Here is a 26,442-nt window from a genome sequence, read left to right as displayed (position 1 = left end):
GAACCGGTCCCGACGAGGCATGATCTGGGCGTGACATCGCCCGGTACCGCGTCCCAGCACGACGACCTGGATCGGCACGTCCGGGACACCCTGCGCGAACTGGACGCCGCCGCGTCCGTCGGCGAGGCCGACCCGGGCCTGCTCACGCTCTTCGACGCGATGGTCGGCAGCCGGCTGCTCGACATCCACGCGCGGCACATGCGCGATCACGGTCGCGGCTTCTACACGATCGGTTCGGCGGGACACGAGTCCAACGCCTACGTCGCCGAGGCGCTGCGACCGTCCGATCCGGCCCTGTTGCACTACCGCTCGGGCGGCTTCTTCGTGGCCCGGTCGATGCAGGCCGGCCGCGCGCTCGACGACGCGCTGCGCGCCGTCCTGCTGAGCATGCTGGCCAGCACCGCCGACCCCGCGTCGGGCGGGCGGCACAAGGTCTTCGGGGATGCCTCCCTGGCCGTGCTCCCGCAGACCTCGACGATCGCGTCGCACCTGCCCCGAGCGCTCGGAGTCGCGCTGTCGCTGAGCCGGGCGAAGCGGCTCGGCGTCGCGGCCCGCTGGGCCAAGGACTCGGTCGTCGTCTGCTCCTTCGGCGACGCCTCCCTCAACCACTCGACCGCGGCCGGGGCGCTCAACGCGGCCGGCTACACGTCCTCGCAGGGCCTGCCGCTGCCGCTCGTGTTCGTCTGCGAGGACAACGGCATCGGCATCTCGGTGCCGACGCTGGGGGGCTGGGTCGCGGCCGCCGCCCGGCGCCCCGGCATCGGGTATGTCGCCGCCGACGGCGCCGACCCCGACGCCGCCCGGGCCGCCGCCGCCGAGGTGGTCGACACGGCGCGGCGCACGCGCACCCCGATGCTGCTGCACCTGCGCACCGTGCGCTTCCTCGGGCACGCCGGCTCCGACGTCGAGGCCGCCTACCGCCCGGCCGCCGCCATCGCCGCGGACCGGGCGCGGGACCCGCTCCTCGCCCTGGCCCGTCGCATCGGCACGCCCGGGCTGGCCGCGCGCTACGACGACATCGCCGAGCGCGTCGGGGCGCTCGCCCACGAGCTGGCCTCGACCCCGACGCTGCAGACCGCCGCGGCCGTCATGGCGCCGCTGGCCCCGCGGGCCAGCGGCTCCATGGTCGATGCCGCACTCGCCCCCGCGACAGCCGAGCGCCGCACCGAGGTGTTCGGCACGCGGCTGCCGGAGGACGGCGAGGGCCTGACGCTGGCGCAGAGCATCAATGCCGGCCTGACCGACGCGCTGGCGTCGCGTTCGGAGATGCTCGTCTTCGGTGAGGACGTCGGCCGCAAGGGCGGCGTGTACGGGGTCACCCGCGGGCTGGCCCAGCGCTTCGGCGCCGCCCGCGTCTTCGACTCGCTGCTCGACGAGCAGTCGATCCTCGGGTTGGGGCTCGGCCTCGGCGTGAGTGGCCTGCTCCCGGTGCCGGAGATCCAGTACCTCGCCTACCTGCACAACGCCGAGGACCAGCTCCGCGGCGAGGCCGCGAGCCTGCGCTTCTTCTCCGGCGGCACGTTCACCAACCCGATGGTCGTGCGCATCGCCGGGCTCGCCTACCAGAAGGGCTTCGGCGGGCACTTCCACAACGACAACGCGGTGGGCGTCCTGCGCGACATCCCGGGGCTCGTCGTGGCGGTTCCCTCCCGTCCCGAGGACGCCGCGCCGATGCTGCGCGCCTGCCTCGGCGCGGCCGCGGTGCAGGGTCAGGTGAGCGTGTTCCTCGAGCCCATCGCGCTCTATCACGAGAAGGACCTGCACGAGCCGGGCGATCGCGGCTGGCTCGGCGCCTACTCACCCACCACCCGCATCCCGATCGGCTCGGCGCGGGTGCACGGCACCGGCTCCGACCTCACGATCGTCACTTTCGGCAACGGCGTGCGGATGAGCCTGCGCGTCGCCAAGCGGCTGGCCGATCACGGTTTCGGCGTGCGGGTGCTGGACCTGCGCTGGCTCGCGCCACTGCCCATGGAGGACATCCTGCTCGCGGCCGCCGCGACGCGCCGGGTGCTCGTGGTCGACGAGACGCGACACTCGGGTGGTGTGGGCGAGGGCGTGCTCGCCGGCCTGGTCGAGGCCCGCTACCCCGGCCGCATGGCCCGCGTCGCCAGCAAGGACAGTTTCATCCCCCTCGGCGACGCCGCCAACCTCGTGCTGCTCGGTGAGGACGAGATCGAGAGCGCGGCCCACGCCCTACTCGGGCGCTGACCCGCGAGTCACGCCGGCGAGCCACCCGACCACCTCGTCCGGCGAGCGCAGCACCACGAGGGGTACGTCCGGGCGGGTCGCCCGGATCGCGTCGATGCGCTCCTGATCATGACCGTGCGAGCGCCAGGCCCACCTCACGACGTGGTCGCGGTCGGTGAAGAAGCTTCGCAGGGGCGGCTCCCGGTTGCCGTTCCAGAGCACCGTGCCGCGGCGCGAGAGCACCGTGCGGCGGATCAGCCGGGACATGACCAACCGCCGCGGCAACGCCAGGTAGACGACGAGGTCGCAGCGCGCCAGCAGGATCGGCCGGGCCCGGTCGTACTGATACTCGGTGACCCAGTTCGGCGACGCGGCGAGCGCCCGCACGTCGTTCTCGAACTCGGGGCGAGGCGTCCATCCGGGGCCGTGGAACAGGGCGTCCAGCTCGGTGTGCGGCAGCCCGAGCCGATCGGCGAGGTGTCGCGCGAGCGTCGTTTTCCCCGAGCCGCTGGCCCCGCCGACGAGGCAGCGCCGCGGCCGCCCCGGCAGGGCATCGCGCGGATCGAGTTCGGGCACCGACCGAGCCTAGTGACGCAGCCCCGACGAGGACCGTCCGACCGGGTTGCCCGGGCTACAGCGAGGCGAGCACCCGCTCGAGCGCGGCGATACCGCGGTCGAGCTCCTCGATCGGGATCGTGAGGGCCGGGCGCAGCCGCAGGCTCGAGGTGCCGCAGCCGAGCATCAGCACGTTCTCGTCCTCGCGGAGCCTGGTGATGATCTGGTCGCGCACCGCCGCCGACGGCAGCGTGACGGCGCACATCAGACCGCGACCGCGGACGTCGGCGACGATCGGGTACTTGACCGCGAGGGCGTTCAGCGCGTGCAGGATGTGCTCGCCCAGGGCGGCCGCGCGCTCGACGAGCTGCTCGGACTCGATGACCTCGAAGATGCGACGGGCCCGGACCATGTCGGTCAGGTTGCCGCCCCAGGTGGAGTTGATGCGCGACGACATGGCGAACACGTTGTCGGGCACCTCGTCGACCCGGCCGCCGGCCATGACGCCGCAGACCTGGGCCTTCTTGCCGAACGCGACGACGTCGGGCTGCACGCCGAACTGCTGGTACGCCCAGACGGTGCCGGTCATGCCGACGCCGGTCTGCACCTCGTCCATGACGAACAGCGCGTCGAACTCGCGGCACAGCGCCTGCATGGCCTGCAGGAACTCGGGCCGGAAGTGGTTGTCGCCGCCCTCACCCTGGATCGGCTCGGCGATGAAACAGGCGATGTCGTGCGGGTTCGACTCGAAGGCATGACGGGCGGCGGCGAGCGCCTCGGCCTCGGCCTCCTCGACGTCATCGTGGCCGTTGATCGACGGCGACGGGATGCGCGGCCAGTCGAACTTCGGAAAACGCGCGACCTTGTTCGGGTCGGTGTTGGTGAGGCTCATCGTGTAACCGGTGCGGCCGTGGAACGCCTTCTCCAGGTGCAGCACCTGGGTGCCGAGCGCGGCGTCGATGCCGTGCGCCTCGTTCCAGCGGCTCTTCCAGTCGAAGGCGACCTTGAGCGCGTTCTCGACGGCCAGTCCGCCGCCGTCGACGAAGAACAGGTGCGGCAGCGCGGCGTCGCCGAGCACGCGGGCGAACGTCTCGACGAAGCGCGCCATCGGCACGGTGTAGACGTCGGAGTTGCTGGGCTTGTTGAGCGCGACCTGGGCCAGCTCGGCCCGGAACTCCGGGTCGTCGGCGAGCGCCGGGTGGTTCATGCCCAGCGCGGACGAGGCGAAGAATGTGAACAGATCGAGGTACTCGGCGCCGTCACGGGCGTCGACGAGCGTCGACCCGCGCGAGGCGTCGAGGTCGAGCACCATCTCGAAACCGTCGGCGAGCATGTGCCGCGCGATGGTCTCGTGCACCTCGACGGGCGCGATGTCGGTGCTGCGGAGGGATGTGCGTTCAGAACCGGGGGTGGTGTCAACAGCGGTCATCCGCCCAGGATAGCGGACATTTTTCGGCGAATTGACGCTCATACCAGTGTTCTTACGGCGTTGCCACGGGCGGGGCGGAGCGGTGCTCGAAGAAGGTCTGCAGCACGACGGTCGTCCGGGTCGACACATGGGCCCGCCGCCGGATCTCGCGGATCAGCTGTTCCAGCGCGGTCGGTGTGGCCACCCGGACGAACAGGACGTACGCGTCGTCGCCGGCGACCGAGTGGCAGGCCTCGATCTCGGACAGCCCGGCCAGCCGCTCCGGGGCGTCGTCGGGCTGGCCGGGGTCGAGCGGGGTGATGGCGATGAGGGCGGCCAGCGGGAGCCCGATCGACTCGGGGTCGAGCAACGCAGTGTAGCCGCCGATGACGCCGGCGGACTCGAGGCGGCGGACCCGGGCCTGCACCGCCGACACCGACAGGCCGGTCACCTCGGCGAGCGACTTCAGGGTGCTGCGACCGTCGGCCACGAGCGCGGCGGCGAGCTTACGGTCGATCGGGTCGGTGAGGGCACGCCGCGGGGCGGTGCCCGCGTCACCCCCGGCAGAGTGGTCGGTCACCTCGCGGACCCTAGCGGGTCGGCCCGCCGATGCCCGAAGGTCGTGCGTTCGGCAATTACTCGATCAATGGACGACCCGCCGCGGTGATCGAATCGGCGACCACCTCGGCGATGCCCTGGTAGCCCCGCTCGTTGGGATGGAAGTGGTCGGCCGCGAGACGTCCCCGCCACGAGCCGAGCCGCGGGTCGCGCAGCTCGGCCACGACCAGGTCGCGTTCGCCGGCGACGTCGGCGATCACCGCGTTCACCGCGCCGGCCACGCGGGACGGGTTGGGCAGGGTGGTCACGACCGTGCGCGGCGGCAGCCGGTGCAGGATCCGTTCGAACCGCTCGACCAGCCCGCGCCGGTCGCGTGGCCGCATCAGGTCGTTGGAGCCGATCATCAGGGTGACCAGCGCGGCGTCGAGCAGCTCGAGCGCCGGGAGCTGCCGCCCGAGCACGTCGGCGGTCTTCGCGCCGCTCACCCCGAGGTTGACGACGCGGACGGGCGTGCCGCCGGCCCGCAGCCGATCGCGCAGCTGCCCGACCCAGCCGCGGTCATGGGTGGGCGCCCCGACACCCTGCGTCAGCGAATCACCGAGCGCGACCCACAGAGGTCCGGTCTCCCCCAGCGCCCGGACGTTGTCGCGCTGCCACGCTTCGCCGAACGGGGTGACGTCGCGCTGCACGTCGGCCACGCCGCGCAACACCCGGCCGGCGACCGACACGAGCCGGCCCGGAGGGCGTCCACTGAGGTTGGAGTAGGCGAACTCGGGGACGGTGGACACGTCGGGACCAACGACGCCCGGCCGGGCGCTGTTCCGCCCGGGTGGTGCGGCTTACCCGCGGGCGGCGCGGGTCGGCCGGCGCAGCGAGCGCAGGTTGAGGGCGGCCCGGACGCGCCCGATCGTGCCCGCGCCCCGGGCCATCGCGCGACGCGCGGCGTCGACGCCGTGCCAGAACTGGTCGAGCGCCTCTTGCGGCGGCGTGCCCGGGCCGAACACGCCGGCGTCGGCCGCGGCGGCCAGCGGCTCGGCGTGGTGACCGGCCGGGCGCTCCGCGAGGGCGAGCGCCTGCTCGTGCCGCGTGCGGCCGCCCGCGACGACGGCACCGTGGTCGCGCGCGCCGTCGACGAACTCGCGCCAGCCGGCGTCGAACCGGTCGGGGATCGAGCCCCGCCGGCGGCGGCGGGTGCGGCGCCGCCACTTGGCCCCGACGATGAGCAGGCAGATCAGGGTGACGAGCAGCAGCGGCAGCCCGATGTAGAAGACCAGCACGTAGGAGGCGCCGCTGAGCAGGCTCGGCTTCGGCTTGGGCTTCTGCTTGGGCAGGTGCTGCACGTTCTGGTCGGGCCGGTCGGGCTGGTCGAGCGTGCTCGGCGGCCGCGCCGGGTTGGGCGGCGGCACGACGGCCGCGTCGGCGTCCTGGATGGTCTGCGGCGGGCGGCGGTTCGGCTTCCTGGTCCTGTCGGGCATGAACTCCCCGCGCGGGATCGTGACCCAGTCGGTGTTGGCGCCGCTGCGGATGTGCACCTCGACCGCCGTGTGCACGTCCTTGCCCTCGACGACACCGGCGGCCTCCGGCTCGGCCAGCAGGACCACCCGGGCGGGCAGCCCCAGGTAGTTGCAGATCAGCGCGTAGGCCGCGGCGTACTGCTCGTCGTCACCGACGAGCTGCGGGGCGTTGAGGAAGATCGTCAGCCGGTTGACGCTGTGTCCGGGCAGGTACTCGGCCTCGCCCGGCCCGCCGTCGCTGTACGCGCCGTTGTCGTGCATGTAGCGGGCGACGGCGGCGACCTGGTCCATCGTGCCGGTGGCCCGGGCGGACCACTGGTTGGCCCGGCCGGCGACGAACGAGTCGGCCGAGGCGTCGATCGTCGGTGGCCCGTACGGGGCGGCGTCGGCCGGCACCTTCGTCGCCGGCGGGACGATCCCGGTCACGGTGTAGGCGTCGCCCGCCGCGAGCCGGTCGGCGACCACGCCGGTCGACGTGGCGAGGTTGTAGCGGAACCCGTCGTCGTGCGCCGCCGCGTTCGGCCCGGTGAAGTCGATCGAGCGCAGCGTGCCGACGGCCGGCACCCAGGCGTCGATGTCGCGGGCGGCGGCGTAGCCGGGCTCGACCGTGATGCGGGCCCTGACCGTCCGACCCGTCGCTTCCGTGGTCACGCGCGAGCCGACCCGCTGGAACGAGTCGAGCGGCTCGCCGGGGTCGGCCGGTGTGTCGGCGTTGGTCGCGCCCCACACCGCACCGTCGTAGCCGTCGAGCGTGGCGAGGCGGACGGCGTCGTCGGGGCCGACGCCGGACACCGTGAACAGCGGCTGGTCGTAGAGCTGGTTGGCCGGCTTCGTGTACTTGCGGAACCCGACGAGCGGGCTCGGGTACTTCGCCAGATCGAACGGCGGCCGGACGTAGGGCCGCAGGATCGTGCGCTCGGTGTCGTGACCGGGCAGGTGCGGGCCGACCACCGCAGCCGCGGCGCCGGCGACGGCAAGCACCGCGGCGCCGACGAGCAGCCGGCTGAGCGCGCCGGGCACGCCGCGAACCGCGAGCGCCGAGCCGGGACCGCGGCGGACTGCGGCCCAGCACACGACGACCGCACCGAACGCGACACCCTGCAGCAGCTGGGCGGCCGGTCGCGCCGTGCCGAGCAGGATCACTGCCGCCAGCGCCAGCGCCGGCGCGAGCGCGGGCAGCAGCCGCACCCGGGTGCGCAGCGCGAGACCCGCGCCGACGGAGCCCGACAGCAGCCCGATGAGGTACGGGACCGCGAGCAACTGCCCGGTTCCGGCGACCGGTGGCAGCGTGGTGAGCAGCCGCTTCCAGCCGTCGGCGGTGACCGACGTCAGCCCGCGCACGACGTCGGCGTTCGGCAGCACCCCGCCGAGTGCCTGGTCGCGGAACACCAGCACGCCGGCGAAGAGGTAGTAGGCGAGCGCGACGAGCACGGGCAGCACGAGCACCGGGAGCCGCCAGGCCGCCACCAGCGCGGCGAGGCCGACGCCGACGAGCGCCGCGCCGATGCCGGCGACCAGGTAGGACGAGCCGGTGAAGGTGGTGCGGAACCCGACCAGCGCGACGGCGGTCAGCCCGAGCACGAACAGCGCGTCGACGAGGTCGCGCAGCCCGAGCCCCGTCGACGGCGTCGCCTCGACCCGGGGGTCGACGAGCGCGCGCCTCGCCGGCGTCGCCGTCACTGCGAGATTCCCGCGAGGACGGCGCGCAGACCGGAGAGCTGCGGCAGCGTGAGCACGGTGAGGCGGTCGAGACCGGTCAGGCCGACGGGGCCGGTGGGGTCGACCCGCACCGCCACGACGTTGACCTCGGGCGTGAAGTGGTTCGCCGCGCGGCGGAGTTCGGGGAACTCGGTGTTCGCGCCGGTCACCAGCAGCGCCACCGTGGTGTCGGGCGCGATCTGGGCCGCCCGGGCGGCGCGGGCCGAGAGCAGCACGTCGCCGCCGAGTTCGGCCCGCGAGAACGCGTCCATCGACACGGCGACGTTGCCGGCCTCGACCACGCTCTGGGCCGCGAGCACGGTCGTGTCGACCTCGTCGGTCAGCGCGCGGCGCACGACCGACGCCGCGACCGAGATGGCCGTCTCGAAGTCGATCTCGTCGAGGTACGCGCCCGGGCGGCCGTCGACGATCGCGCACAGGTGTGAGCGGCGGGTGTCGAGGAACTGGCGCACCAGCAGCGTGCTCTGATCGCTCAACGCGCTGGCGCGGGCCGACGAGCGCCAGTGGATGTAGCGCCGGTCGTCGCCCGGGGCGTACTCGCGCAGCGTGTGGAACGCGAGGTCGCTCGTCGAGGTCTCGTTGGTCGTCTGTCCCTCGAGATCGCGCAGCACGCCCGCCCCGAGCGGTTCGAGGCCGACGGTGATCGGGTGCACGATCAGCTCGATCACCTCGGTCCACGGCACGGTGCGGCGCAGCAGCCCGAACGGGTCGCCCCGCACCGTGGTGGCCGGGCCTACCGGCACCACCCCGCGCCGGTTCGTCGCCAGCGAGAAGATCTCCTCCTGCACCTCACCCATGCGGAGCCGCTTCAGCGGGAACTGCGCGCGGGTCACGCCGACCGGCAGTTCGAGCGTGATCGGCAGCAGCCGGACCCGCGACGCGTTCGTCACCCGCACGCGTCCGGCCGACGGGTTGCCGGCGACCACTCGCCGCGGCTCGACGTCGATGGTCACCGCGAGCCGGGTACGTCCGATCGTCAGCAGGGCGCAGAGCACGAGCGTCACCACGCCGGCCGCGGCGATGATCAGCAGCTCGATCCAGCCCAGCAGCGCGCCGGCGAACCAGGCGAGCAGGGCGACGGCCAGTACGCCCCACCCGAGCCCGGTGATCGCGGAGGTCGCCCGGCGGGCCGTCCGCAGCACGGCGCGAACCATGCGCACCTACGCGACGCGCTGGGTCGGCGGCTCGACCGCGTCGAGGATCTGGCCGATGACGTCGTCGACCGACACCCCGCTGAACTGGGCCTCGGCGTCGAGCAGCACGCGGTGACACATGACGGGCTGGGCCAGCGTCTTGATGTCGTCGGGGACCACGTAGCTGCGGCCCGAGCCGATGGCCCACGTCTTCGCGCAGCGGATGAGCGCGAGACAGCCGCGCACCGACAGGCCGAGCTTCACGTTCGGGTGCCGGCGCGACTCCTCGGCCAGCCGGCTGACGTAGGCCAGGATCGCCGGGTCGACGTGCACGGTGTCGGCGATCTCGCTCATCTGGGCGACGACCTCGGAGGTGATCACCGGCTGGATCGCCGCGGTGCGATCGCGGGTCGAGGCGTCGGCGAGCACGGCCACGGTCGCGTCGTGGTCGGGGTAGCCGAGCGACGTCTTCATCAGGAAGCGGTCGAGCTGGGCCTCGGGCAGGCGGTAGGTGCCGGCCTGCTCGATCGGGTTCTGCGTGGCGATCACCATGAACGGGCGGCCGACCGGGTGGCCGACGCCGTCGACGGTGACCCGCCCCTCCTCCATGACCTCAAGCAGCGCCGACTGCGTCTTGGGCGAGGCCCGGTTGATCTCGTCGGCCAGCAGGATCGTGGTGAAGACCGGCCCCTCGTGGAAGTTGAAGGCCTGCGTCTTCTGGTCGTAGATCGTCACGCCGGTGACGTCGGACGGCAGCAGGTCGGGCGTGAACTGGATGCGGTTGTGCCGACCCTTGACCGTGGCCGCGATGGCCTTGGCCAGGCTGGTCTTGCCCGTGCCCGGGAAGTCCTCGAGCAGCAGGTGGCCCTCGGTGAGCAGGCAGGTCAGCGCGAGGTCGACAGTGCGCTGCTTGCCGAACACCGCCTTGCCCACGTTGTCGGCCATCAGCCGGAAGGTCTGGGCGAACCAGCTCGCCGGATCGTGCGCAGTCATGGACTCTCATCCCTCGTGTCGGTGGACGTCATGGGCACCCGGTGCCGCCCTTCCAGTAGCCGTAACAGCTGTCGGTGAGATTCGTGCCGCTGACCGAGCCGCGGATCGTGCCGTAGCCACCGTTGTTCGGACCGCCGTAGTAGCCCGGTCCTTCGTGGCTGTAGTTGCCGCTCCCGTTGGTGGTGAAGGTGTAGCTGCGGGAGTAGACGCCGGGTGAGTCGTTCAGGTTCACGGTGTAGTTGTGGTTCGGCGTCAGGTTGCCGACGGCGTAGACGATGTAGCTGCACCCGGCCGTACAGTCGGGCGCGACGACGTGACTGCCCATCGAGATCTTGAAGGTCTGCGGGTTGGGCTTGGGCGGGTCGGTGCAGGTGGCCGATCCGGTCGCGGTGCCCTGCTCCCCGCGCGAGTCGACCGCCCGCACCCGCAGGGTGTGCGAGTTGCCGTCCTGCCCACCAGCGGTGCGGCTCGTCGCCGTCGTCTCGGCGCCGTAGGCGCCGCCGTCGAGGCTGGTCCGGTACCCGCGGATCGAATGGCCGTTGTAACCGCCCGGCCCGCTCCAGCCGAACCGCACCCCGGACGCGGTGCCGCTGCAGCTCACCGACGGCGCGCGCGGAGGTCCGGAGGTGTGCGCCGTCGCCCCGGCGCTCGGCGGCCCGCACTGCTCCTCGTTGCAGTCCTTCAACGTCAGCGTGACGTCGGCATCGGCCGGGAGGCCGCCGACCCGGTGCGAGCCGGACGTACCCGGCGCGTTCGTCGGCGTCCACTGGCCACACGGCGAGCCGTCGGCCCGGGTGCACACGAGCGTCGACGACTGGCCGTGCGAATTCGGCACCGTGTAGGTGAGCAGCACCTCGCTGTCGTTGTCCGTGTACTGGCTGCGCAGCGGGTTGACCTGATCGGGCGTGCCGGTGACCCGGAACTGGGCCGATGCCGGGGCCGACGGGTGGCCGACGGAGTTCGCGGCGACGACGCGGTAGGTGTACGTGTGGGCGGTGGCCGGCGTGTCGGTGCACGACGTGGCCTGCGTCTTCACGCAGATCGGGGTGTTGTCGCGGGTGACCGTGTAGGTCGTCGGGCCGCGACCGTTCGGGTCGGAGGCGTTCCAGTGCACGTTCACCACGCGCGTGGTGGTGCCGGCCGCGCTCGCGTAGTCGACCCCGAGGCCGGTCGGCACCGGCGGGGTGCCGGCCGACTGGCCCTGCGTGCTCCCCGGCGGGCCGGCCCCGAGCTTGTTCACGGCCACCACCGTGAACGTGTAGACGTTGTCGTTCACCAGCGGGCTCGCGACGATCGACCGGGCCGTGCCCGATGTGATCCGTGATCCGCCGCCCGACCAGCTCACCCGGTACTGCAGGATCGGGCTGCCCTCGTTGTGGGCCGCGCTCCAGCTGATCGTCATCCGCTGGTCCTGCGGGTCGGTCGCGGTCACCGACGCGATCGCGCCGGGCAGCGTGTTCGGCATCGCCGCCGGGGCCAGCTGCGGGCTCGCCGTGCTGTAGCCGACGGCATTGTGGGCCCGCACCGAGAACGCGTAGCTGCGCCCGTTGGTGAGCCCGGTGATGCGGCACGGCGAGGCCGGGCACGGCTGCGAACCGCCGGGCCAGCTGACGAGGTACCCGTCGATCGGCGCGCCGTTCGCCGCCGGTGTGGGCCAGGCCAGCACGACGGTGCGGCTCAGCACGGTGCGACCGGCCTGCGGCGCGCCCGGGGCGTCCGGCACGTTGAGGACGTCGAGGGTGACTGTGTCGTAGACCTGACGGTCCTTGCGGGTCACGTCCGACACGTCGCTGACGATCATCACGAAGGTCATGCGGCCGTGGCTCGTGCGGTCGGGGGTGATGGTGAGCCCCGACCCGGCATGGCTGACGGTGGCCGGCATGCCGCTGGTCTTCACCAGTTGGACGACGGTGGCGGCGGGATCGCGCAGCGGCGAGGTCAGGTACCCCCGAACGTCGCGGCGGACGGTCGTGCCGGCCTTGACACCGTCGATCGCGATCGAGCGGATGGACGGCTTGCCCAGCCTCACGACGGTGACGTTGATCGTCGACGGCGCGGCCGCGGTGCCGTCGACCGTCACCCGCAGCGAACCGGAGTCCCCCGGCCGGGCGGCACCGCGCGCCCGGAGCGTCAACTGGTGGGTGCCGTTGCCGCTGACGTCGACGCCACCCGGGTGATCGGTCCAGGTCCCGGTGAAGCGCAGCGCGTCGAGGTCGGCGGGATCGGCCGTCCACACGTGGCACAGCCCGGCGATGTCGAGCGTGGTGTCCGGGCCACCCTCGACGAGGGTGATCGCCGTCGAGGGGCAGCGCACGACCGGGGTGTCCGGCCCGACCTGCACCTGCACGGTGATGAGCGCGAGTTGGCCCTTCGGGTCGCTGAGCGACGTGCCGTTCGTGACCTGGAAGCTGATCGCCGCCGGGCCGATGTAGCCGTTGAGGCCGGTCACCTCGAGGTGGGTCGGGTCGGTGCTGTCGAGCCGTAGCCCGGCGGCGGGGGCCGCGTCGAGCTGATCGGTGGTCGTCAAGCGCAGTGGGCGACCCGCCGGGTCGGCGGCGTAGTCGGCGATGTCGATCGTGCGCGACCCGTTGCGCGGGACGGTGATCAGCTTGCCGGCGCGGGCGAACGGCGGCCCTACGCCGCGCGCCGGGACGTGGATGATCGCCGCCGCGGTGCCGCCCTGGCTGTTGCGGATCTGGTACAGCACGTTCTGCACGCGATCGATCACCGGCAGGGTCACCCTCGCCCCGACCACCGTCGCCCTCGGATCGAAGACCTTGGCGACCTCGAGGGCGAGACCCTGCGGGTCGGAGTCCTTGGCGAGGACGTCGACGGTGACCGCCGCCGCGTTCGACCTCGGCACCGCGGTGGCGTCGACCGCGACCGGCGGCGGCACGTAGCCGAGCTGGCTGTGGATCGTGAGCGCGGCGGTGGACGCCGGCCCGAGCCCGTCGGACAGCGAGTACAGCACCACCTGCGAGCGGCCGTCCTGCGTCGGTGCCCGCAGCTCGATCGGGCCGCCGCGGGTGGCCAGCCCGGTGCCGGGCGGGAGGTCGGGGTTCACCTGACCCAGCGCGCCGATCGACGCGTCGTCGCCCGGCGCGATCACGTCGTTCGCCAGCACGTCGACCCGCAGCTTCGACCCGGGGGCGGCGGTGACGTCGTCGGCGACGGCCACCGGCGGCTGCGGGTCGGTGGCCTGCGCGACGCCGACCTGGATCGCCGCCGAGGCGGTGCGGCCGTAGGCGTCGCTGACGATGTAGCCGAAGCGGTCGGTACCCGATCTCGTCGGGAAGGCCTGGTAGGTGATGGACGTGGCGCCCACCGACACGATGCGACCGATCGTCGGGGCCGAGGTCAGACCGGCCACGTAGGTGCTGTCGCCGTCGGGATCGATACCGCTGCTGGGGACGCGGATCGTGATCGTCTCGCCACTGATCGCGCGGGCGCTGATCGGCTGCGGCGCCGGGGCGTTGTCGGGATTGTTCACCCCGGGCAGCGGCTCGACGGTGACGTGCACGGTGCCGGTCGAGCGTCCTCCCGACGGGTTGCGCACGACGTAGGTGATCGTGTTCGTCGTCTCGCGGCTGACGACGGGGGCCGCATAGCGCAGGGTCTTGCCCGACACGAAAGCGAGGCCCGCCGCCGGCGACGCGACACCGTCGGCGGTGGTGGTCACGAGCGCACCCGGATCGGGCGCGCCCTTCACGTCGTCGAGCAACGACAGCGGCGCGCCGGCCGGATCGATGTCGTTGTCGAGCACCGGGATGACAGCGGAGTCGCCCGAGCGCACCGTCGCGTAGTCGTCGATCGCCACCGGGGAGTCGTCGGCCGGCGGATCGACCTGGGTCAGGGTGACCTCGCCCGTCACCGGGCCGGACAGCCCGTCGGTGATCGTGTAGTGCACGACCTGCGGGTTCGGCGAGAGGTGTGCGTCGGCCGACTCGATGCGCAGCCAGTGACCGCTGACGATCGCGACCTTCACTTGGTCGCCGTCGACCGCGGCGGCATGCTGCACGACGAGGACGGCGCCGGCCGGGTCGAAGTCGTTGGCCAGGACGTCGACGATGCTGGCCGCCTGGCCGTAGAGCACCGCGGTGTCAGGCACGGCGACCGGCGGTTGGGCCATCGGCGGCGAGTTCGCGACGTCGACGCGGATCTTGGCGGCGGAGAACCTGGCGTTGCCGTACGCGGCGTTGTAGTTCAGCGTGAACGTGCCGTGCCGGGTGGCCGTGACCGTGAGGGTGTTGCTCTTCAGGTCGGTCTCCACCCGAACCCCGGCCGGGCTGGCGACCGTGCCGGCCAGGGCGAGCGTGGCATCGGGGTTGGTCGGGTCGGCCCCGGGCAGGTCGTTGGCGAGCGGCTGGATCGTGATCGGATGACCGACCTCGCCGTGCGCGGTGTCGGGCTCGGCGACCGGCGGCGCGGTGGTCGTCGCCGTCGGTCCGAGCACGGTGACCCCGATGCGCTGGGTGACGACCGATTGGCCGTCGGACACCTCGTAGGTGATCGTCTCGTTGCCGCCCGTGCCCGGGGCGAGATAGTCGAGCCGGCCGTCGGGCGTGGTGGTGATGCGCCCGGCGCTCGCCTTCGCCGACAACACCACGAGCGGGTCGCCGTCGAAGTCACGCCAGTCGTCGAGCACCGGCAGGTCGAGCGTGCCGCCCGAGCTCACCGAGAACACCGTCGGGCGGAAGCCGGGCCGAGTCCGCGGCTTGAGGTTCTCGGCCGGCCCCCGCGCCTCGACGCTGACCGAGGCGCTGGCCGTCAGACCCCTGCCGTCGTCGATCGTGTACTTGAAGTGCGTGGCCGGCACGCCGGGCGGCAGCGACAGCTCGATCGACTGACCGTCCGGCGAGGTCGTGACCGTCACGTTCTTCTCCTCGACGCCGCCGATGCGGGTGATCGACAGGATCGCGCCCTGCGGGTCGGAGTCGTTGTCGAGAACGTGCAGCGTGGTGGTGCGGCCGGGCCGGGCGCCGAGATTGTCGTCGACCGCCTTCGGGGGCAGGTCGCGCCCGGCCAGAGCGGTGTTGTTCTTCGTGTTCTTCTTGCTGCGACGCACCAGCGGCGGCGGCTTGACCGCCGTCCAGTTGTCGACCTCCTGCAGCGTGTCCAGGTCGTAGATGGTGCCGAGGCTGAGGTCGTTGAGCAGGATCGCGCCGCGGTTGAGGCGGAACACCGGCTGCACCAGCGTGTTGCCGTGCGAGAGCGGCAACGGCTTCGCGTCGGAACCACTGCACGAGCGCGCGTAGACGCCCGGGTTGCCGGCCCAGGCCGCGTGCACGCAGTCTCCCAGCCGGGCCGGGGCGGCCGGGGCGCCGGTGCCGGCGTTGAACAGCGACAGCGCCGGCCCGCCGGCGAGCGGGATCTCGTAGAGGCGGTTGCTCGTCGCGACGATCGCGTGATCGGCCGCGTCGGAGGCCTGCTGCAGGCGAGCGGCCGGGTCGGCCTCGATCGACACGGTGCGGCCGCCGGGCAGGAGGACCGATCCCTGCGCGGCGTCGAGCACGATCATCGACGAGCCGACCGCGGTGACCTGCACCGTGCGCAGCGAGTGGGCCAGGCGGGTGCGCTGGGCCTCGGCCAGCTTGCTGCCGTCGGGCCGGACGATGCCGACGTCACCCTTCGTCGTGGCGGCGTACACGGTGCCGTCGGTGCCGACGGCCAGCGACGCACCGACCGACGAGCCCGAACCCGCGACGTCGAACTTGATGACCGGTTTGGCCGACTGGTCGACGGCGGCGAGCGACGGCAGCCCGACCGACGGGTCGTAGCGGGTGGCCCAGACTCGACCGGTGGCCGGATCGAGCACGGCCAGGGTGCCGCCGTTCAGCTCGACCTGCTCGGTGTCGGAGACCGGCACCTGCTGGTCGCTCATGATCTGCCCGTCGATCACGTCGACCGGCAGCAGCCGGCCGGTGCCGCGGTCCCACGCGACGACCGCGGCGTCCTGCTGGCGGATGTCGAGCGAGTAGCCCGACTGCGCGCCGCCGGAGGGGTTGAGGGCGAGATCGAGCGAGCCGGCCGGCTTGTTCAGACGTCCGAACAGGCCGTCCTTGTCACTCGTGACCCAGACGCCACCGTCGTTGAGGTCGACGTGGCGGGACTGGTAGCCGTCGGCCGAGAACGCGATGACGGCGAGGACGCCGGCGACGACGGCAGCGATGACGGCGACCGCGATGGCACCGCGATGCTGCCGCACCACCCCCATCGACAGACCTCGTTCACATCGCTTCGCTCGCGCCGGTTGAGAAACACCTTAACCCGCCAACCCGGACACATCGACCCGGCGGGGAGAGGTCCCCGGTCAGGCCGGAGTCACGTGGTCGAGCAGGTCGAGGTCCTCGCGCTCGACCAGCCGCGCCGCGAGCGCGTACTCGACGAGGCGGGCCCGGCGGTTGACCGCCAACTTCTCCGGGCCGCCGTGCAGGCCGCGGATACCGGCGCGGGTGAGCTTGTCGCAGACGTTGTCGAGCTTGCGGTTGAACTTGGTGAGGGTCCAGCCGAGGCGGCGCGCGGCGTCGGCCGACGACGGGATCGTCCCGGCCCCGCGGGCGCCGCGGCGGCGCAGCACCGACTCGGCCAGGGCGAGGACGAGCAGCCGCTGGTCGGGCGTGAAGGTGATGCGGCCGATGGTCGTCGAGCCGGACTGCGTCGACTCGTCGGCCACCTGCACGAACGGGGGCTGCTGCAGGAGGATGTCCAGCTCGTAGGTGGTCGGCCCGGCGGTGAACCACACGATGGTCTTGTCGAACACCAGCGGCAGCCGCGCGCCCGGCGCCAGCCAGGCCTGCATCATGCCGCGCTCGTCGGCGACGGTGGCGGTCAACGCGCTGCCGATGTTGGTGAGCCACCAAAGCGTGTCGTGGTCGCTGACCTGCAGGAACCGGCGGTGCAGGTACGGGTTGTCGTCGATCGCGAGAACGCCCTCGCGCCCGATGACCAGCGGCTCCCCCGGCACCACCGGGAAGATCTCGCCGCAGAAGTCGACGGAGACGTCGGCCAGCGCTCCGGTCACGGCACACAACCCTTCGGGGAGAACGTGGCGCTCGCGTTCGAGCCGTCGATCCGCACCACCCGCACCTGGACGCAGTGCGACCCGCCGGGATCGGACAGGCGCAGCAGCGGTTCGGTCACGACGCCGCGACGGCTCGTGCCCACCTCGCGCCACTCGAACGTGTCGCTCGGCAGGGCCGCCGAGTAGGTCCAGCGGAACACGAGGACGCCCGCCGACGCCCGCGTGCCGGTGACCGTCGGCCGGCCGGGCGGGAGGTTCTCCCCGAGCTGGCCGGCGTCCTGGGTGTCGACGCCGTTCGACACGGTGGCGATCGGTTTCGGCTTGCCCGAGCCGCCGGTCACGGCGAACCCGATGACGACCGCGAGCACGCCCACCAGCAGCACCCCGCCGGCGACGAGGACGAGGGGGCCGCGTCGTGCGCGACCGTCCGCCTCGGTCCGCGCCGCGCCCGGGGCGGACGACGGTGCGTATCGCGTCGGGGCGCCGCCCTGGACCGCGTAGGCGGCGGGCCGCGCGGTGGTCGGCGGGGGCGGCGGGTTCACGGCCGGCGGCGCGCTCCCCTGGGGCGAGAACGAGGCGGGGCGGGCCACGGTGGCCGGCGCCGACTGCCACAGCTGCGGGCCCTCGCCGGGCGTCGGCGCGTCGCCGGCTTCGGTGGTCACGACGATCTCGGTGCGGGGCAGCTGCAGTTCCTGCTCGACCGCCTGCAACCCCCGGGCGAAGTCGATGGCGCTCGGCGGCCGGGCCGCCGGGTCCTTGGCCATCGCCTGGCGCAGCAGGCGATCCAGCGAGCCGGGCACGTCCTGGCGGCCGGTCGAGGGCGGCGCGTTGTCGCGCACCCGGCGCATCAGCGCGAACGGCGAGTTGTCGCCGTTGCGCTCCTCGAACGGCGAACGACCCACGAGCAGGTGCCACAGGGTGGCCGCCAGCGAGTAGACGTCGGAGCGCACGCTCGTGGGGCTCGTCGCGTACAGCACCTCGGGCGCGGCCCACGGCACCGAGACGCCCATGTCGGGGTCGTCCTCGATGGCCGCGATCTGGCCGGCGATGCCGAAGTCGGCGAGGCCGGGGGTGCCGAACTGGTTGATCAGCAGATTGGCCGGCTTGATGTCGCGGTGCAGGATGCCGGCCCGGTGCGCCGTCTCGACCGCGCTCGCGATCTGGATCCCGATGCGCAGCACCTCGGCCACACCCAGCCGCTCGCTCGCCGCGCGCACTGCGAGGTTGGGCCGCGAGTAGAACATCATCACGATGAACGGGCGGCCGTCGGCGCTCACCGCCGCGGAGAACACCGGCACGATGTTCGGGTGGTCGGCGAGTCCCGCCATGGCGTTGGCCTCGGCGGTGAACTGCGCGCGTTGGGCCTCGGCCAGGCCGGAGTCGCGCAGAACCTTCACCGCCACCTGGCGGCTGGGCAACTGCTGGCGGTAGAGGTACACGTCGGAGTACCCACCCGAGCCGAGCAGTCGTTCGAAGCGCAGCCCCGGAAGGTCCGGAGGCGGTTGGGTCACCGGCGGGTCCTCATGCCGGCACCTCGAAGCGGACCTCGACCTCGTCGGCGATGTCGATGACCGTGCCGGCGACGATGGTGAACGGGTCGTGCGCGCGCAGTCGCACCGGCGACTGGCCCGGCAGCGTGACGACGGTGCCGTTGGTCGAGCCGAGGTCGACGACCTGCACGTGCCAGCCCTCGAGGCTGACCCGCACGTGGCTGCGCGAGATGTCGTTGCCCGGGCTGGTGAGCTGCACCAGGTGCGGACGCGACCGGGCGTTGGAGTCGACGTGGAACGGCGCGCGACCCAGCACGACGTCGCGGTCGAGCGGCACCGTGTCGCCGGTCGACAGCATCAGCACGCCGAGGCTGGGACGCGGCGCCGTGAAGGGGTTCTGCGACGCCACCGGCTGCCCGCACACCCGGCACGAGCCGGCGTAGGGCGGGTTGAGGTGACGCAGCGGGCAGGTGACGGCGTGCACGAGTGGCGCTGCCGGGCCGGTCGGCGCCATGGCCGAGCGCTCGACGGTGTACTGCACGGCGTCGCTGATCGGCTGGTTCCCCGCGGCGGACGCCGGTGGGGGGGCGAGCGGCTGCGGCGGCATCCAGAACTGGTCGGTCGGCGGGGCGGCCGGGGGCAGCGGCTGGTCGAACGTCGGCCGGCCCAGGTCCGGGGTGTCGAACCGAGGTGCCTCGAACGCGCGCGTGGGCGGCTCCTCGACCGGCGGAGGCACGACCGGTTCGCGCAGCGGCGGCTCCCCGTCGGCCGGCGCGTAGGACTCGGGCGAGCGCCACGGCAGCGAGTCGATCAGCACGCGGTCGTCGTCGGGTCGCGGCGTGAGCGTGTCGGTGCTCGGCGGTCCCGGTGCCGGTGCCGGGACGAACGGTGCCGGCGGAGCGGCCGGCATGGGCGGGGCGGCCGGCGCAGGCGCAGGCGCAGGCGGGGCGCCGATCGGCGGACCGGGGTCGTTCATGAGCGGCGCGGCCGGGACCTGAGCGGCGGGGGTCTGCGCCACCGCTCCGATCAGAACGAGCGAGGCCGGCACGATGCCGCCGACGAGCGGCAGTGCGGCACCGCCTGCGGCCGCACCGTCGTCGAGGGCCACGAGCCGCAGCTCGGGCGCGCCGTCGAGGTGCTGCTCGATCCAGGTCGGGGCGCCGGCGGCGCTGACGACGTCCGGTTCGCTCGCGCCGGGCGCGGTCGCCTCGGCCTGGGCCTTGCCGCTGACCAGCAGCCGGTAGCCGGTGGCGGTGCGGCCGGCAAGGGCGAAGCTCGGCACGCTGCGCAGGCCCTCCCGCAGGATGACGCCGAGCAGCCCGTCGACGCCGGCGCGGCGCTCGACCGCCTCCCAGCACGCGGTGAGCACGGCGCCCCCGGCGTCGAGATCGGCGAGCAGCCAGAGGTCGTCGGCCACGAGCGCCACCCAGCGGCCGGGCACGTAGGAGACCGACACGGGCGCGCGTCCCTGCGGCTCGGTCATCGGTGCTCCTGGCCTCGTTCCATCGACGGTCACGGCTTCGGCGCGCGGAGCCGCGGTGCCGTGTCGGAGTCGACGGCCCCCAGCAGCGAGGCGTCCGCGCCGTTGTCGAGATCAACGACGATAACGGCGATGTTGTCGCGCCCGCCAGCCGCGAGGGCCTGCTCGAGCAGCGCGCTCGCCGCCGGACCCGGATCCTCGTGCCGGGCCAGCGTCGCGGCGATGGCGTCGTCGTCGACCTCGCCGGTCAGCCCGTCGGAGCAGACGACGTAGCGCTCGTGCGCGGTCGGCGGGTACACCCAGATGTCCGGCGTGGGGCTGGGCGCGCTGCCGAGGCAGCGGGTGATGACGTTGCGCCGCGGGTGGCGGGCGGCCTGGTCGGCGGTGATCCGGCCGGCGGCGCGCAACTCCTCGACCTCGGAGTGGTCGACGCTCACCTGGCTCAGCCGGCCGTCGACGAACCGGTAGACCCGCGAGTCACCGACGTTGAAGACGACGCAGTGGTCCGAACCGCCGACCTGCACGATGCCGACTCCGCAGAGCGTCGTGCCCATGCCGAGCCGGTCCTGGCGCCGGTGCGCCTCCTCGACGATCAGCCGGTTGGCGTCGGCGATCGCGTCGATGACGTCGTCGGGGTGCAGGCGCTCGCGCTCGGCCAGCTGCCCCATGCGCTCGACGGCGATCCGGCTCGCGACCTCGCCGGCGGCGTGACCACCCAGCCCGTCGGCCACGGCGACGAGCCGCGGCGTGACGACCATGCTGTCCTCGTTCGCCTCACGCACATGGCCCGGATGGGTCACCGCAGCGGACGAGATGGTGATCATCCAACCGCTCCTCACGCCGCTGCGGCCCCGACGGACCCCGTCACGACGGTAACGATGCCACCCAAACCGCGCCATTGCGCCCCGCGGTCAGCTCCGGCGGCGCAGCTCCTTGGCCGCACCGCGGGCGAGGCCGCCGGCTAGCCCCTTGACCATCAGCGTCATCACCGGGCCGGGCAGCGGCACGGCGGCCTCGACGTCGAGGGTGTACTCGACGCGGGTGCCGCCGGGGGCGTCGAAGAACTCTACGAAGCCCTTGTAGTGCTTGACCGGCAGCGGCGTGACGGCGCGGTAGCCGAAGCTGCGCCCGGGCACGACGGAGACGATCTCCTCGGAGATGCCGACCGGACCGATCCCGAGCTTGTGCACCGCGCCCTCCCCCTGGCGGGCCTGCCGCCCCGGGCTCACGAGGGTCGCGCCGATCGGGCCGACGAGGTTCTTGTAGTTCTCCCGGTCGGTGAAGAGGTCGAAGACGTCCTCACGCTTGCCCGGCACCACGACGGCGGTCTTCCACTTGCCCATGGGAATCCTCTTCTCGCTACGGATCTTCGACAGGTTCGGTCAGCCGGCGAGGCGGACGATCTGCTCGGCCACCTCGGTCGGGCGCTCGTAGGGCAGCATGTGCCCGGCCTCCGGGTAGACGACGAGCTCGGCGTGCGGCATCGCGTCGGCGATCGCCCGCGAGTGGGCGATCGGCGTGAGCCCGTCCTTCGTCCCGGCGAGGACGACGGTGCGGGTGCCTTCGAGCCCGGCCAGCGTGTGGATGCGGTCGTGGCGGGTCATCTCGTCGACGAGGGCGGCGGTCGTGACCGGGTGACTGCGCGCCACCTGGGCGGCGGTGCGGCGCCGGTTGTGCTTCGTCGCGGCGCCCGGCCCGTAGAGGCCGGCCCGCAGCGCGACGGCCAGCAGGTTGGGGTACCGGAAGTTGACCGCCCCACGGGAGAGCCGGCGGGCGCGCGTGACGAGGGGGCTCGCCAGCAGCAGCGGGGCGGTCAGTCGGGCCGACCAGCCGAAGATGTCGCGGCCCAGGCCGGCCGCGCTCGTCGCCACGAAGGCGACACCGGCGACGCGTTGCTCGACCAGGTGCGGGTGGCGCTCGGCGAAGGCCATGATCACCGGGCCGCCGAGCGAGTGCCCGGCGAGCACGACCGGGCCGTTCGGGGCGATGCCGGCGATGACCTCGGCGAGGTCGTCGGCGAACCGGTCGATCGTCTCGCTGCCACGGGGCCCTGCGTCCGACCAGCCGTGCCCCCGCGCGTCGTAGGCGATCACCCGCAGGTGACCGGCCAGCTCGGCCGTCACGTCCTCCCAGCTCGTGTGGTCCTGCGTCCACCCGTGCACGAGCACCGCCGTCGCCGTCGCGGTCGGGGGTCCGGCCAGGCGCACGGCCAGGACGGTGCCGTCGCTCAGCCCGAACGTCGCGAGCTCGGGGTGGAGGCCGGCCCGGCCGCTCAGACGCGGTCCGTCGCCGGGTTCCTCACGTCGCGGACGGGGCGAGATCCGGGCCGACGCGCTGGACATGACCACTCCGTTCGGGGGCAGAATCGCCGGGAATTCGAGAGAATTACCTGGGACTCGAAGTTAGATGAAAAGGTCGCCAGGCGCGCGGTGGAGACTCCAATCGTGAGCGGCACCATCTTCGAACTCGGCACCGACGGCCCCAGCAGGATCCTCGTGGGGGTCGACGGCACCCCGTCCTCGATGCGCGCGGGCGCCTACGCGGCCGGCCTCGCGCGCCGCCAGGGCGCCCGGCTCATCACGCTGTACGTGGTGCCCACGAGCACGATCGCGGTGCAGAGCGCGGCCACGGCGGGGGCGATGATGCAGGCCCAGCACGAGATCGGCGAGGAGATCCGGCAGGCCGTGATCGACGGCTCGAAACACATCGGCATCACCGTCGACTTCGTGCTCCGCCAGGGCAATCCGTACCGCGAGCTCATCGCGGTCGCGACCGAGATGCGGGTCGACGCGGTGGTGGTCGGAGCCTCGACGCAATCGGGGCGGCGCTTCGTCGGCTCGCTGGCGGGGCGCCTCGTCCGCGACGCCGCCTGGCCCGTTACGGTGGTGCCCTGATCGGGTCGTTCGAGCAGCGATCGCACGGTGAATCCGCGCCAAAATCCACCTTGTTAAGGTTGCGTGAATTACGCTGTGCGTTCTGGGCGGGGTGAGGAGGCGGTATGGCGCACGCGTCACCTGAGTGGCTCGCGAACTCGCAGATCGCCGGTCGTTTCGACGACATCACCCTGCTGCACTCGGGCTCGCGGTTCCAGATCTACGACGCGCACGAGACGAGCGCCAACCGCCGTGTCGTCATCAAGCTGCCCGGAGACCACAGCGCGACGTGGTTGCACGACGTACTGCGCCACGAGGGGCGCGTGCTGGCCACGATCGGCTCGCATCCAAACATCGTCACGCTCTACCAGCACCTCGAACTCGATGACGGACGCCCGGCCCTGCTCCTCGAGCGCTGCACCGGCACCCTCGCCGATGCCCTCGCCGCCGGCGAGACCATGAGCGTGCAGCAGACCGTCTCCGTCGGCATCAAGCTGGCCGGGGCGCTCGACACGATGCACAACGCGGGCTACCTGCACTGCGACGTCCGGCCCGGCAACGTGCTGGTCACCGAGTGGGGCGAGCCCGCGCTGTCCGGCTTCGACGAGTCCGAGCGCATCGACGCCGAGCTCGGCATGGCCCCGATGCACGTCACCACCACGCACACCGCCCCCGAACTCCTGCAGGGCGAGGCGCCGACCACCCGCAGCGACGTCTACGGCCTGGCCTCGACCCTCTACGAACTGCTCGCCGGTCGGGCCGCATTCAGCGAGTACGCCGGCGAATCACCGGCCGCGATGGTCGTGCGGGTGCTCAGCGGCACGGTGAAGCCGTACTTCGCCCCCGACGTCCCGCTCGAGGTCTCCGACCTGCTCACCTGGGCGATGGCCGCCGATCCGGCCGACCGGCCGCCGGGACCGTCGTGGTTGGCCGAGGAGTTGCGCCGCATCGAGCGTGACCAGAACTGGCCGCGCACCCGCATGCTCACCGGCTGAGCGCAGCTCGCGGTTTCTGTCGTACCCCCTCGTCATGCTCGTCAAGGGACGAGAGGACGGGGATCGAGATGACCGAACTGATGTGGATCAGGTCGCACGTCGAGCTGCTGCTCGCCGAGGAATGGGGCGTGTGCCGCCTGCAGGCCGATGCCGACGGCGACTGGTTCTTCCGCGCCGGCACGGCGAGCGGCTGGGTGAGCGTCATCGACACCGCGCCGATCATGGTGCGCGTGTTCGCCCACGCGGCCACGGGGCTGAAGCCGTCGCTGAAGCTGCTCACCGAGCTCAACGAGATCGAGCGTCGCGCGCTGTCGGCGTCGATCGTGCTCGAGCACGGCACGGTGGTGGTCAGCCAGACGATCAGCCCGGTCGGCCTGACCGCGCCGGTGCTGCAGCAGGCGCTGCTGTCGGTCGGCGGGGTGGCCGAGGACATCGGGCTGCTGCTCGCCGGCATGTACGGGGGCAGCACCCCGTTCCCGGCCGAGGCGGCGCCGGCCCAGGAGGGGACGCCCCGCTTCCCTACTGAATGACTAGACAAATGGCGGCCCGGGCGGCAGACTGCAGGCGTGATCCGGACCGAGCACGGCACGCCTGCGGCAGGCGCGCTGCTCGACGTCCTCTGGTCCGGTCGCCGTGAGGACGCGTTCGACGAGGCCTGTCGGGGTTACTGACCGACCTCCGCTCGTCCCTCCCCACATTCCGGAGTTCTGCCGTGCCCCGCCGTGCCCACGATCTCTACTTCGGTCCGCTGCAGCTGATCGAGTTCACCCGCTTCTACGCCGACGAGGTCGCGGCCGGGCGGTACCCGTTCGTCGACTTCGACCCCGACGAGCGCTGGCACCAGCGCATCTACCGCGACGGGCGGCTCGACGTCTGGCTGATCAGCTGGCTGCCGACGCAGGGCACGCAGCTGCACGATCACGGCGGCTCGTCCGGGGCATTCAGCGTGCTGTCCGGCGAGCTGACCGAGACCGTCGTCAGCAGCCGCCGGGCCGGGGTGCGCACGGCCTCCGATCACCTGCGCGCGACCGGCGAGAGCGTCGGTTTCGGCGCGCATTACGTTCATGACGTGCGCAACACGTCCGACGGCCCCGCGGTGAGCGTGCACGCCTACTCCCCGCCGCTGGCCCGGATGTCGTACTACGACCTCGACGCCGGCGCCCTCACCCCGCTGGCCACCGTCTCCACCGACGACCCCGAGGCCGAGTTCGTGCCGCCGGTGCGGGCGGCCTCGTGACCGCACCGCGATTCGGGTCGGTCGACGACCTGCTCGCCGACGCGAGATCCCGGCTGGAGCGGCTGGATCCACCGGCCGCCGCGGCGGCGATCGCGGCGGGTGCCCGCCTCGTCGACATCCGGCCGACGTGGCAGCGCCGAGCCGAGGGCGAGATCCGCGGCGCCCACATCATCGAGCGCAACCACCTGGAGTGGCGCCTGGACCCCGGCTCGGACAGCCGGATCGACGCCGCGGCGCCCGGGCAGCGCTGGGTCGTCATCTGCTCCGAGGGCTACACCTCGTCCCTCGCCGCCGACGCCCTCAACTCGATCGGCGTGCCGGCCACCGACGTCGTCGGCGGCTTCCGGGCGTGGCGGGCCGCCGATCTGCCCACCACCGACGGGGGCACCGAACCGGAAGCCGACGTCGGCCACTGATCTCCTAGAGGCGCCTGCGCTCGCGCTGGCCGGGACCGGTCACCACGGTCATCGGCGCGACATCCTTGGCCACGACCGTCCCGGCCCCGACGACCGCGCCGCGCCCTATCCGCACGCCGGGCAGGATCGTCGCGGCGGCCCCGATCCAGACGTCCTCCTCGATGACGATCGGGGCGACCGTGATGAAGTCGTAGCGCTGCGCGAGCTCGACGGGATGCCCCTCGGTCACGAGCGTGACCCGGGGCGAGATCATCGTCCGGGCGCCGACGGAGATGCCGCCGAGGTCGAGGAACGAGCAGGCGTGGCCGACGAAGACCCGCTCCCCGAGCGACGTGTCGAGGCCGTAGTCGCAGTGGAACGGCGCGTGGACGAGCGCGTTCTCGGACACGGCGCCCAACAGCTCGGCGAGCAGCGCGCGACGGGCGTCGTGGTCGCCGAACGGCAGCGCGTTGTGCCGCGCGGTCAGGTCGAGCGCGACCTGGATGCGCGCGTGGACCGCGCGCCATTCGGGCGTCCGGGTCGGGATGCGTCACTCGTCCACCACGCCGTCGATGCTCGCACGGCTCGCGGCGGGCCGATCCCGATCAGGTACGGGCGGGCGCTACTTGCTGTTGTTGGCCGCGTTGTATCCGAGCCAGCCAGCGTAGCCGAGCAGCCCGAGCACTCCGAGCTTGCGGGTCGGCGGCACCATGAGCGCGGTGCCGACGGCCACCTCGGTGATGCCGTTGCGCTGGATCCAGTCCTGGGTGTCCTGCGGGAACGCCGCAGCGGTGATCTCCTCGAACGCCTCCGGGACGACGAAGTGAGCAGCGCCGACGGCGGCGACGACGAATCCGAACTTGCCGAGAAGAGCCATGCGG

22 protein-coding genes are annotated in these 26,442 nt (G+C 72.8%); 6 read left to right on the top strand and 16 right to left on the bottom strand.

Annotation, left to right across the window (positions count from 1 at the left end):
• Positions 1-30: 30 nt before the first annotated feature.
• Positions 31-2,211 (top strand): thiamine pyrophosphate-dependent enzyme, encoded by a 2,181-nt coding sequence (locus tag VGN18_RS10295; RefSeq protein WP_327539592.1) that lies wholly within the window; start codon positions 31-33, stop codon positions 2,209-2,211.
• On the opposite strand, the gene VGN18_RS10290 is transcribed toward VGN18_RS10295, so the two are convergent.
• The 14 genes from VGN18_RS10290 to VGN18_RS10225 form a co-directional block, all read right to left on the bottom strand.
• Entirely contained in the window at positions 2,197-2,766 is a 570-nt protein-coding gene (locus VGN18_RS10290; RefSeq protein ID WP_327539591.1) for a hypothetical protein, read from the bottom strand. The two genes, VGN18_RS10295 and VGN18_RS10290, sit on opposite strands and share 15 nt — an antisense overlap.
• A 55-nt stretch (positions 2,767-2,821) precedes the next feature.
• Complete coding sequence (lat, locus tag VGN18_RS10285) at positions 2,822-4,117, bottom strand: L-lysine 6-transaminase (RefSeq protein ID WP_349259877.1); 1,296 nt, start codon at positions 4,115-4,117, stop codon at positions 2,822-2,824.
• Positions 4,118-4,226: 109 nt separating this feature from the next.
• A complete protein-coding gene (locus VGN18_RS10280) occupies positions 4,227-4,733 on the bottom strand; it encodes an Lrp/AsnC family transcriptional regulator (RefSeq protein ID WP_327539589.1) in 507 nt (168 codons plus the stop codon).
• Between the two features lie 55 nt (positions 4,734-4,788).
• Positions 4,789-5,499 carry an SGNH/GDSL hydrolase family protein gene (locus VGN18_RS10275; RefSeq protein ID WP_327539588.1) on the bottom strand — a complete coding sequence of 237 codons (711 nt, stop codon included), beginning with the start codon at positions 5,497-5,499 and terminating at the stop codon, positions 4,789-4,791.
• A gap of 51 nt (positions 5,500-5,550) precedes the next feature.
• Complete coding sequence (locus VGN18_RS10270; protein WP_327539587.1) at positions 5,551-7,905, bottom strand: transglutaminase-like domain-containing protein; 2,355 nt, start codon at positions 7,903-7,905, stop codon at positions 5,551-5,553.
• Positions 7,902-9,086 (bottom strand): DUF58 domain-containing protein, encoded by a 1,185-nt coding sequence (locus tag VGN18_RS10265; RefSeq protein WP_327539586.1) that lies wholly within the window; start codon positions 9,084-9,086, stop codon positions 7,902-7,904. The genes VGN18_RS10270 and VGN18_RS10265 overlap by 4 nt, the downstream gene beginning before the upstream one ends.
• Before the next feature lie 18 nt (positions 9,087-9,104).
• Positions 9,105-10,070, bottom strand: coding sequence for a MoxR family ATPase (locus VGN18_RS10260; RefSeq protein ID WP_327539585.1), 966 nt, complete (start codon positions 10,068-10,070; stop codon positions 9,105-9,107).
• 28 nt (positions 10,071-10,098) lie between these two features.
• Complete coding sequence (locus VGN18_RS10255) at positions 10,099-16,284, bottom strand: Ig-like domain-containing protein (protein WP_327539584.1); 6,186 nt, start codon at positions 16,282-16,284, stop codon at positions 10,099-10,101.
• A 96-nt stretch (positions 16,285-16,380) separates the two neighbouring features.
• The gene (locus VGN18_RS10250) at positions 16,381-17,079 is read right to left on the bottom strand and encodes a hypothetical protein (protein ID WP_349259876.1); all 699 of its coding nucleotides are present in this window, start codon (positions 17,077-17,079) and stop codon (positions 16,381-16,383) included.
• Positions 17,080-17,087: 8 nt separating this feature from the next.
• Positions 17,088-18,602, bottom strand: a complete 1,515-nt coding sequence (locus VGN18_RS10245) for a serine/threonine-protein kinase (protein ID WP_327539582.1) — start codon at positions 18,600-18,602, stop codon at positions 17,088-17,090.
• Positions 18,603-18,612: 10 nt separating this feature from the next.
• Positions 18,613-20,064 (bottom strand): FHA domain-containing protein, encoded by a 1,452-nt coding sequence (locus tag VGN18_RS10240; RefSeq protein WP_327539581.1) that lies wholly within the window; start codon positions 20,062-20,064, stop codon positions 18,613-18,615.
• A gap of 29 nt (positions 20,065-20,093) precedes the next feature.
• Positions 20,094-20,885 (bottom strand): PP2C family protein-serine/threonine phosphatase, encoded by a 792-nt coding sequence (locus tag VGN18_RS10235; RefSeq protein WP_327539580.1) that lies wholly within the window; start codon positions 20,883-20,885, stop codon positions 20,094-20,096.
• An 87-nt stretch (positions 20,886-20,972) separates the two neighbouring features.
• Complete coding sequence (locus VGN18_RS10230) at positions 20,973-21,404, bottom strand: SRPBCC family protein (RefSeq protein WP_327539579.1); 432 nt, start codon at positions 21,402-21,404, stop codon at positions 20,973-20,975.
• A 39-nt stretch (positions 21,405-21,443) separates the two neighbouring features.
• On the bottom strand, positions 21,444-22,403 hold the full coding sequence (locus VGN18_RS10225) for an alpha/beta hydrolase (RefSeq protein ID WP_327539578.1): 960 nt from the start codon (positions 22,401-22,403) through the stop codon (positions 21,444-21,446).
• A 102-nt stretch (positions 22,404-22,505) separates the two neighbouring features.
• Here VGN18_RS10225 and VGN18_RS10220 point away from each other — a divergent pair, with 102 nt between their 5' ends.
• The 5 genes from VGN18_RS10220 to VGN18_RS10200 all read left to right on the top strand — a co-directional run bounded on the left by VGN18_RS10220 (position 22,506) and on the right by VGN18_RS10200 (position 25,582).
• The gene (locus VGN18_RS10220) at positions 22,506-22,955 is read left to right on the top strand and encodes a universal stress protein (protein ID WP_327539577.1); all 450 of its coding nucleotides are present in this window, start codon (positions 22,506-22,508) and stop codon (positions 22,953-22,955) included.
• Positions 22,956-23,059: 104 nt separating this feature from the next.
• The gene (locus VGN18_RS10215) at positions 23,060-23,929 is read left to right on the top strand and encodes a serine/threonine-protein kinase (protein ID WP_327539576.1); all 870 of its coding nucleotides are present in this window, start codon (positions 23,060-23,062) and stop codon (positions 23,927-23,929) included.
• A gap of 68 nt (positions 23,930-23,997) precedes the next feature.
• On the top strand, positions 23,998-24,459 hold the full coding sequence (locus VGN18_RS10210; protein WP_327539575.1) for a T3SS (YopN, CesT) and YbjN peptide-binding chaperone 1: 462 nt from the start codon (positions 23,998-24,000) through the stop codon (positions 24,457-24,459).
• 182 nt (positions 24,460-24,641) lie between these two features.
• Positions 24,642-25,166 carry a cysteine dioxygenase family protein gene (locus tag VGN18_RS10205; RefSeq protein WP_327539574.1) on the top strand — a complete coding sequence of 175 codons (525 nt, stop codon included), beginning with the start codon at positions 24,642-24,644 and terminating at the stop codon, positions 25,164-25,166.
• Positions 25,163-25,582 carry a rhodanese-like domain-containing protein gene (locus VGN18_RS10200; protein ID WP_327539573.1) on the top strand — a complete coding sequence of 140 codons (420 nt, stop codon included), beginning with the start codon at positions 25,163-25,165 and terminating at the stop codon, positions 25,580-25,582. The genes VGN18_RS10205 and VGN18_RS10200 overlap by 4 nt, the downstream gene beginning before the upstream one ends.
• Before the next feature lie 4 nt (positions 25,583-25,586).
• Here VGN18_RS10200 and VGN18_RS10195 read toward each other — a convergent pair whose 3' ends face one another.
• Both VGN18_RS10195 and VGN18_RS10190 read right to left on the bottom strand, forming a co-directional pair.
• Complete coding sequence (locus VGN18_RS10195) at positions 25,587-25,970, bottom strand: DapH/DapD/GlmU-related protein (RefSeq protein ID WP_327539572.1); 384 nt, start codon at positions 25,968-25,970, stop codon at positions 25,587-25,589.
• A 213-nt stretch (positions 25,971-26,183) separates the two neighbouring features.
• Positions 26,184-26,438: a hypothetical protein gene (locus VGN18_RS10190; RefSeq protein ID WP_327539571.1), complete on the bottom strand. Its 255-nt coding sequence runs from the start codon at positions 26,436-26,438 to the stop codon at positions 26,184-26,186.
• Between the last annotated feature and the right edge of the window lie 4 nt (positions 26,439-26,442).

It is taken from the genome of Jatrophihabitans sp., from assembly GCF_036000465.1.
Classification (GTDB): Bacteria; Actinomycetota; Actinomycetes; order Mycobacteriales; family Jatrophihabitantaceae; genus Jatrophihabitans.
The sequence above is the reverse complement of the archived record's forward strand: the minus strand, read 5'-3'. Positions and strand labels throughout refer to the sequence as shown.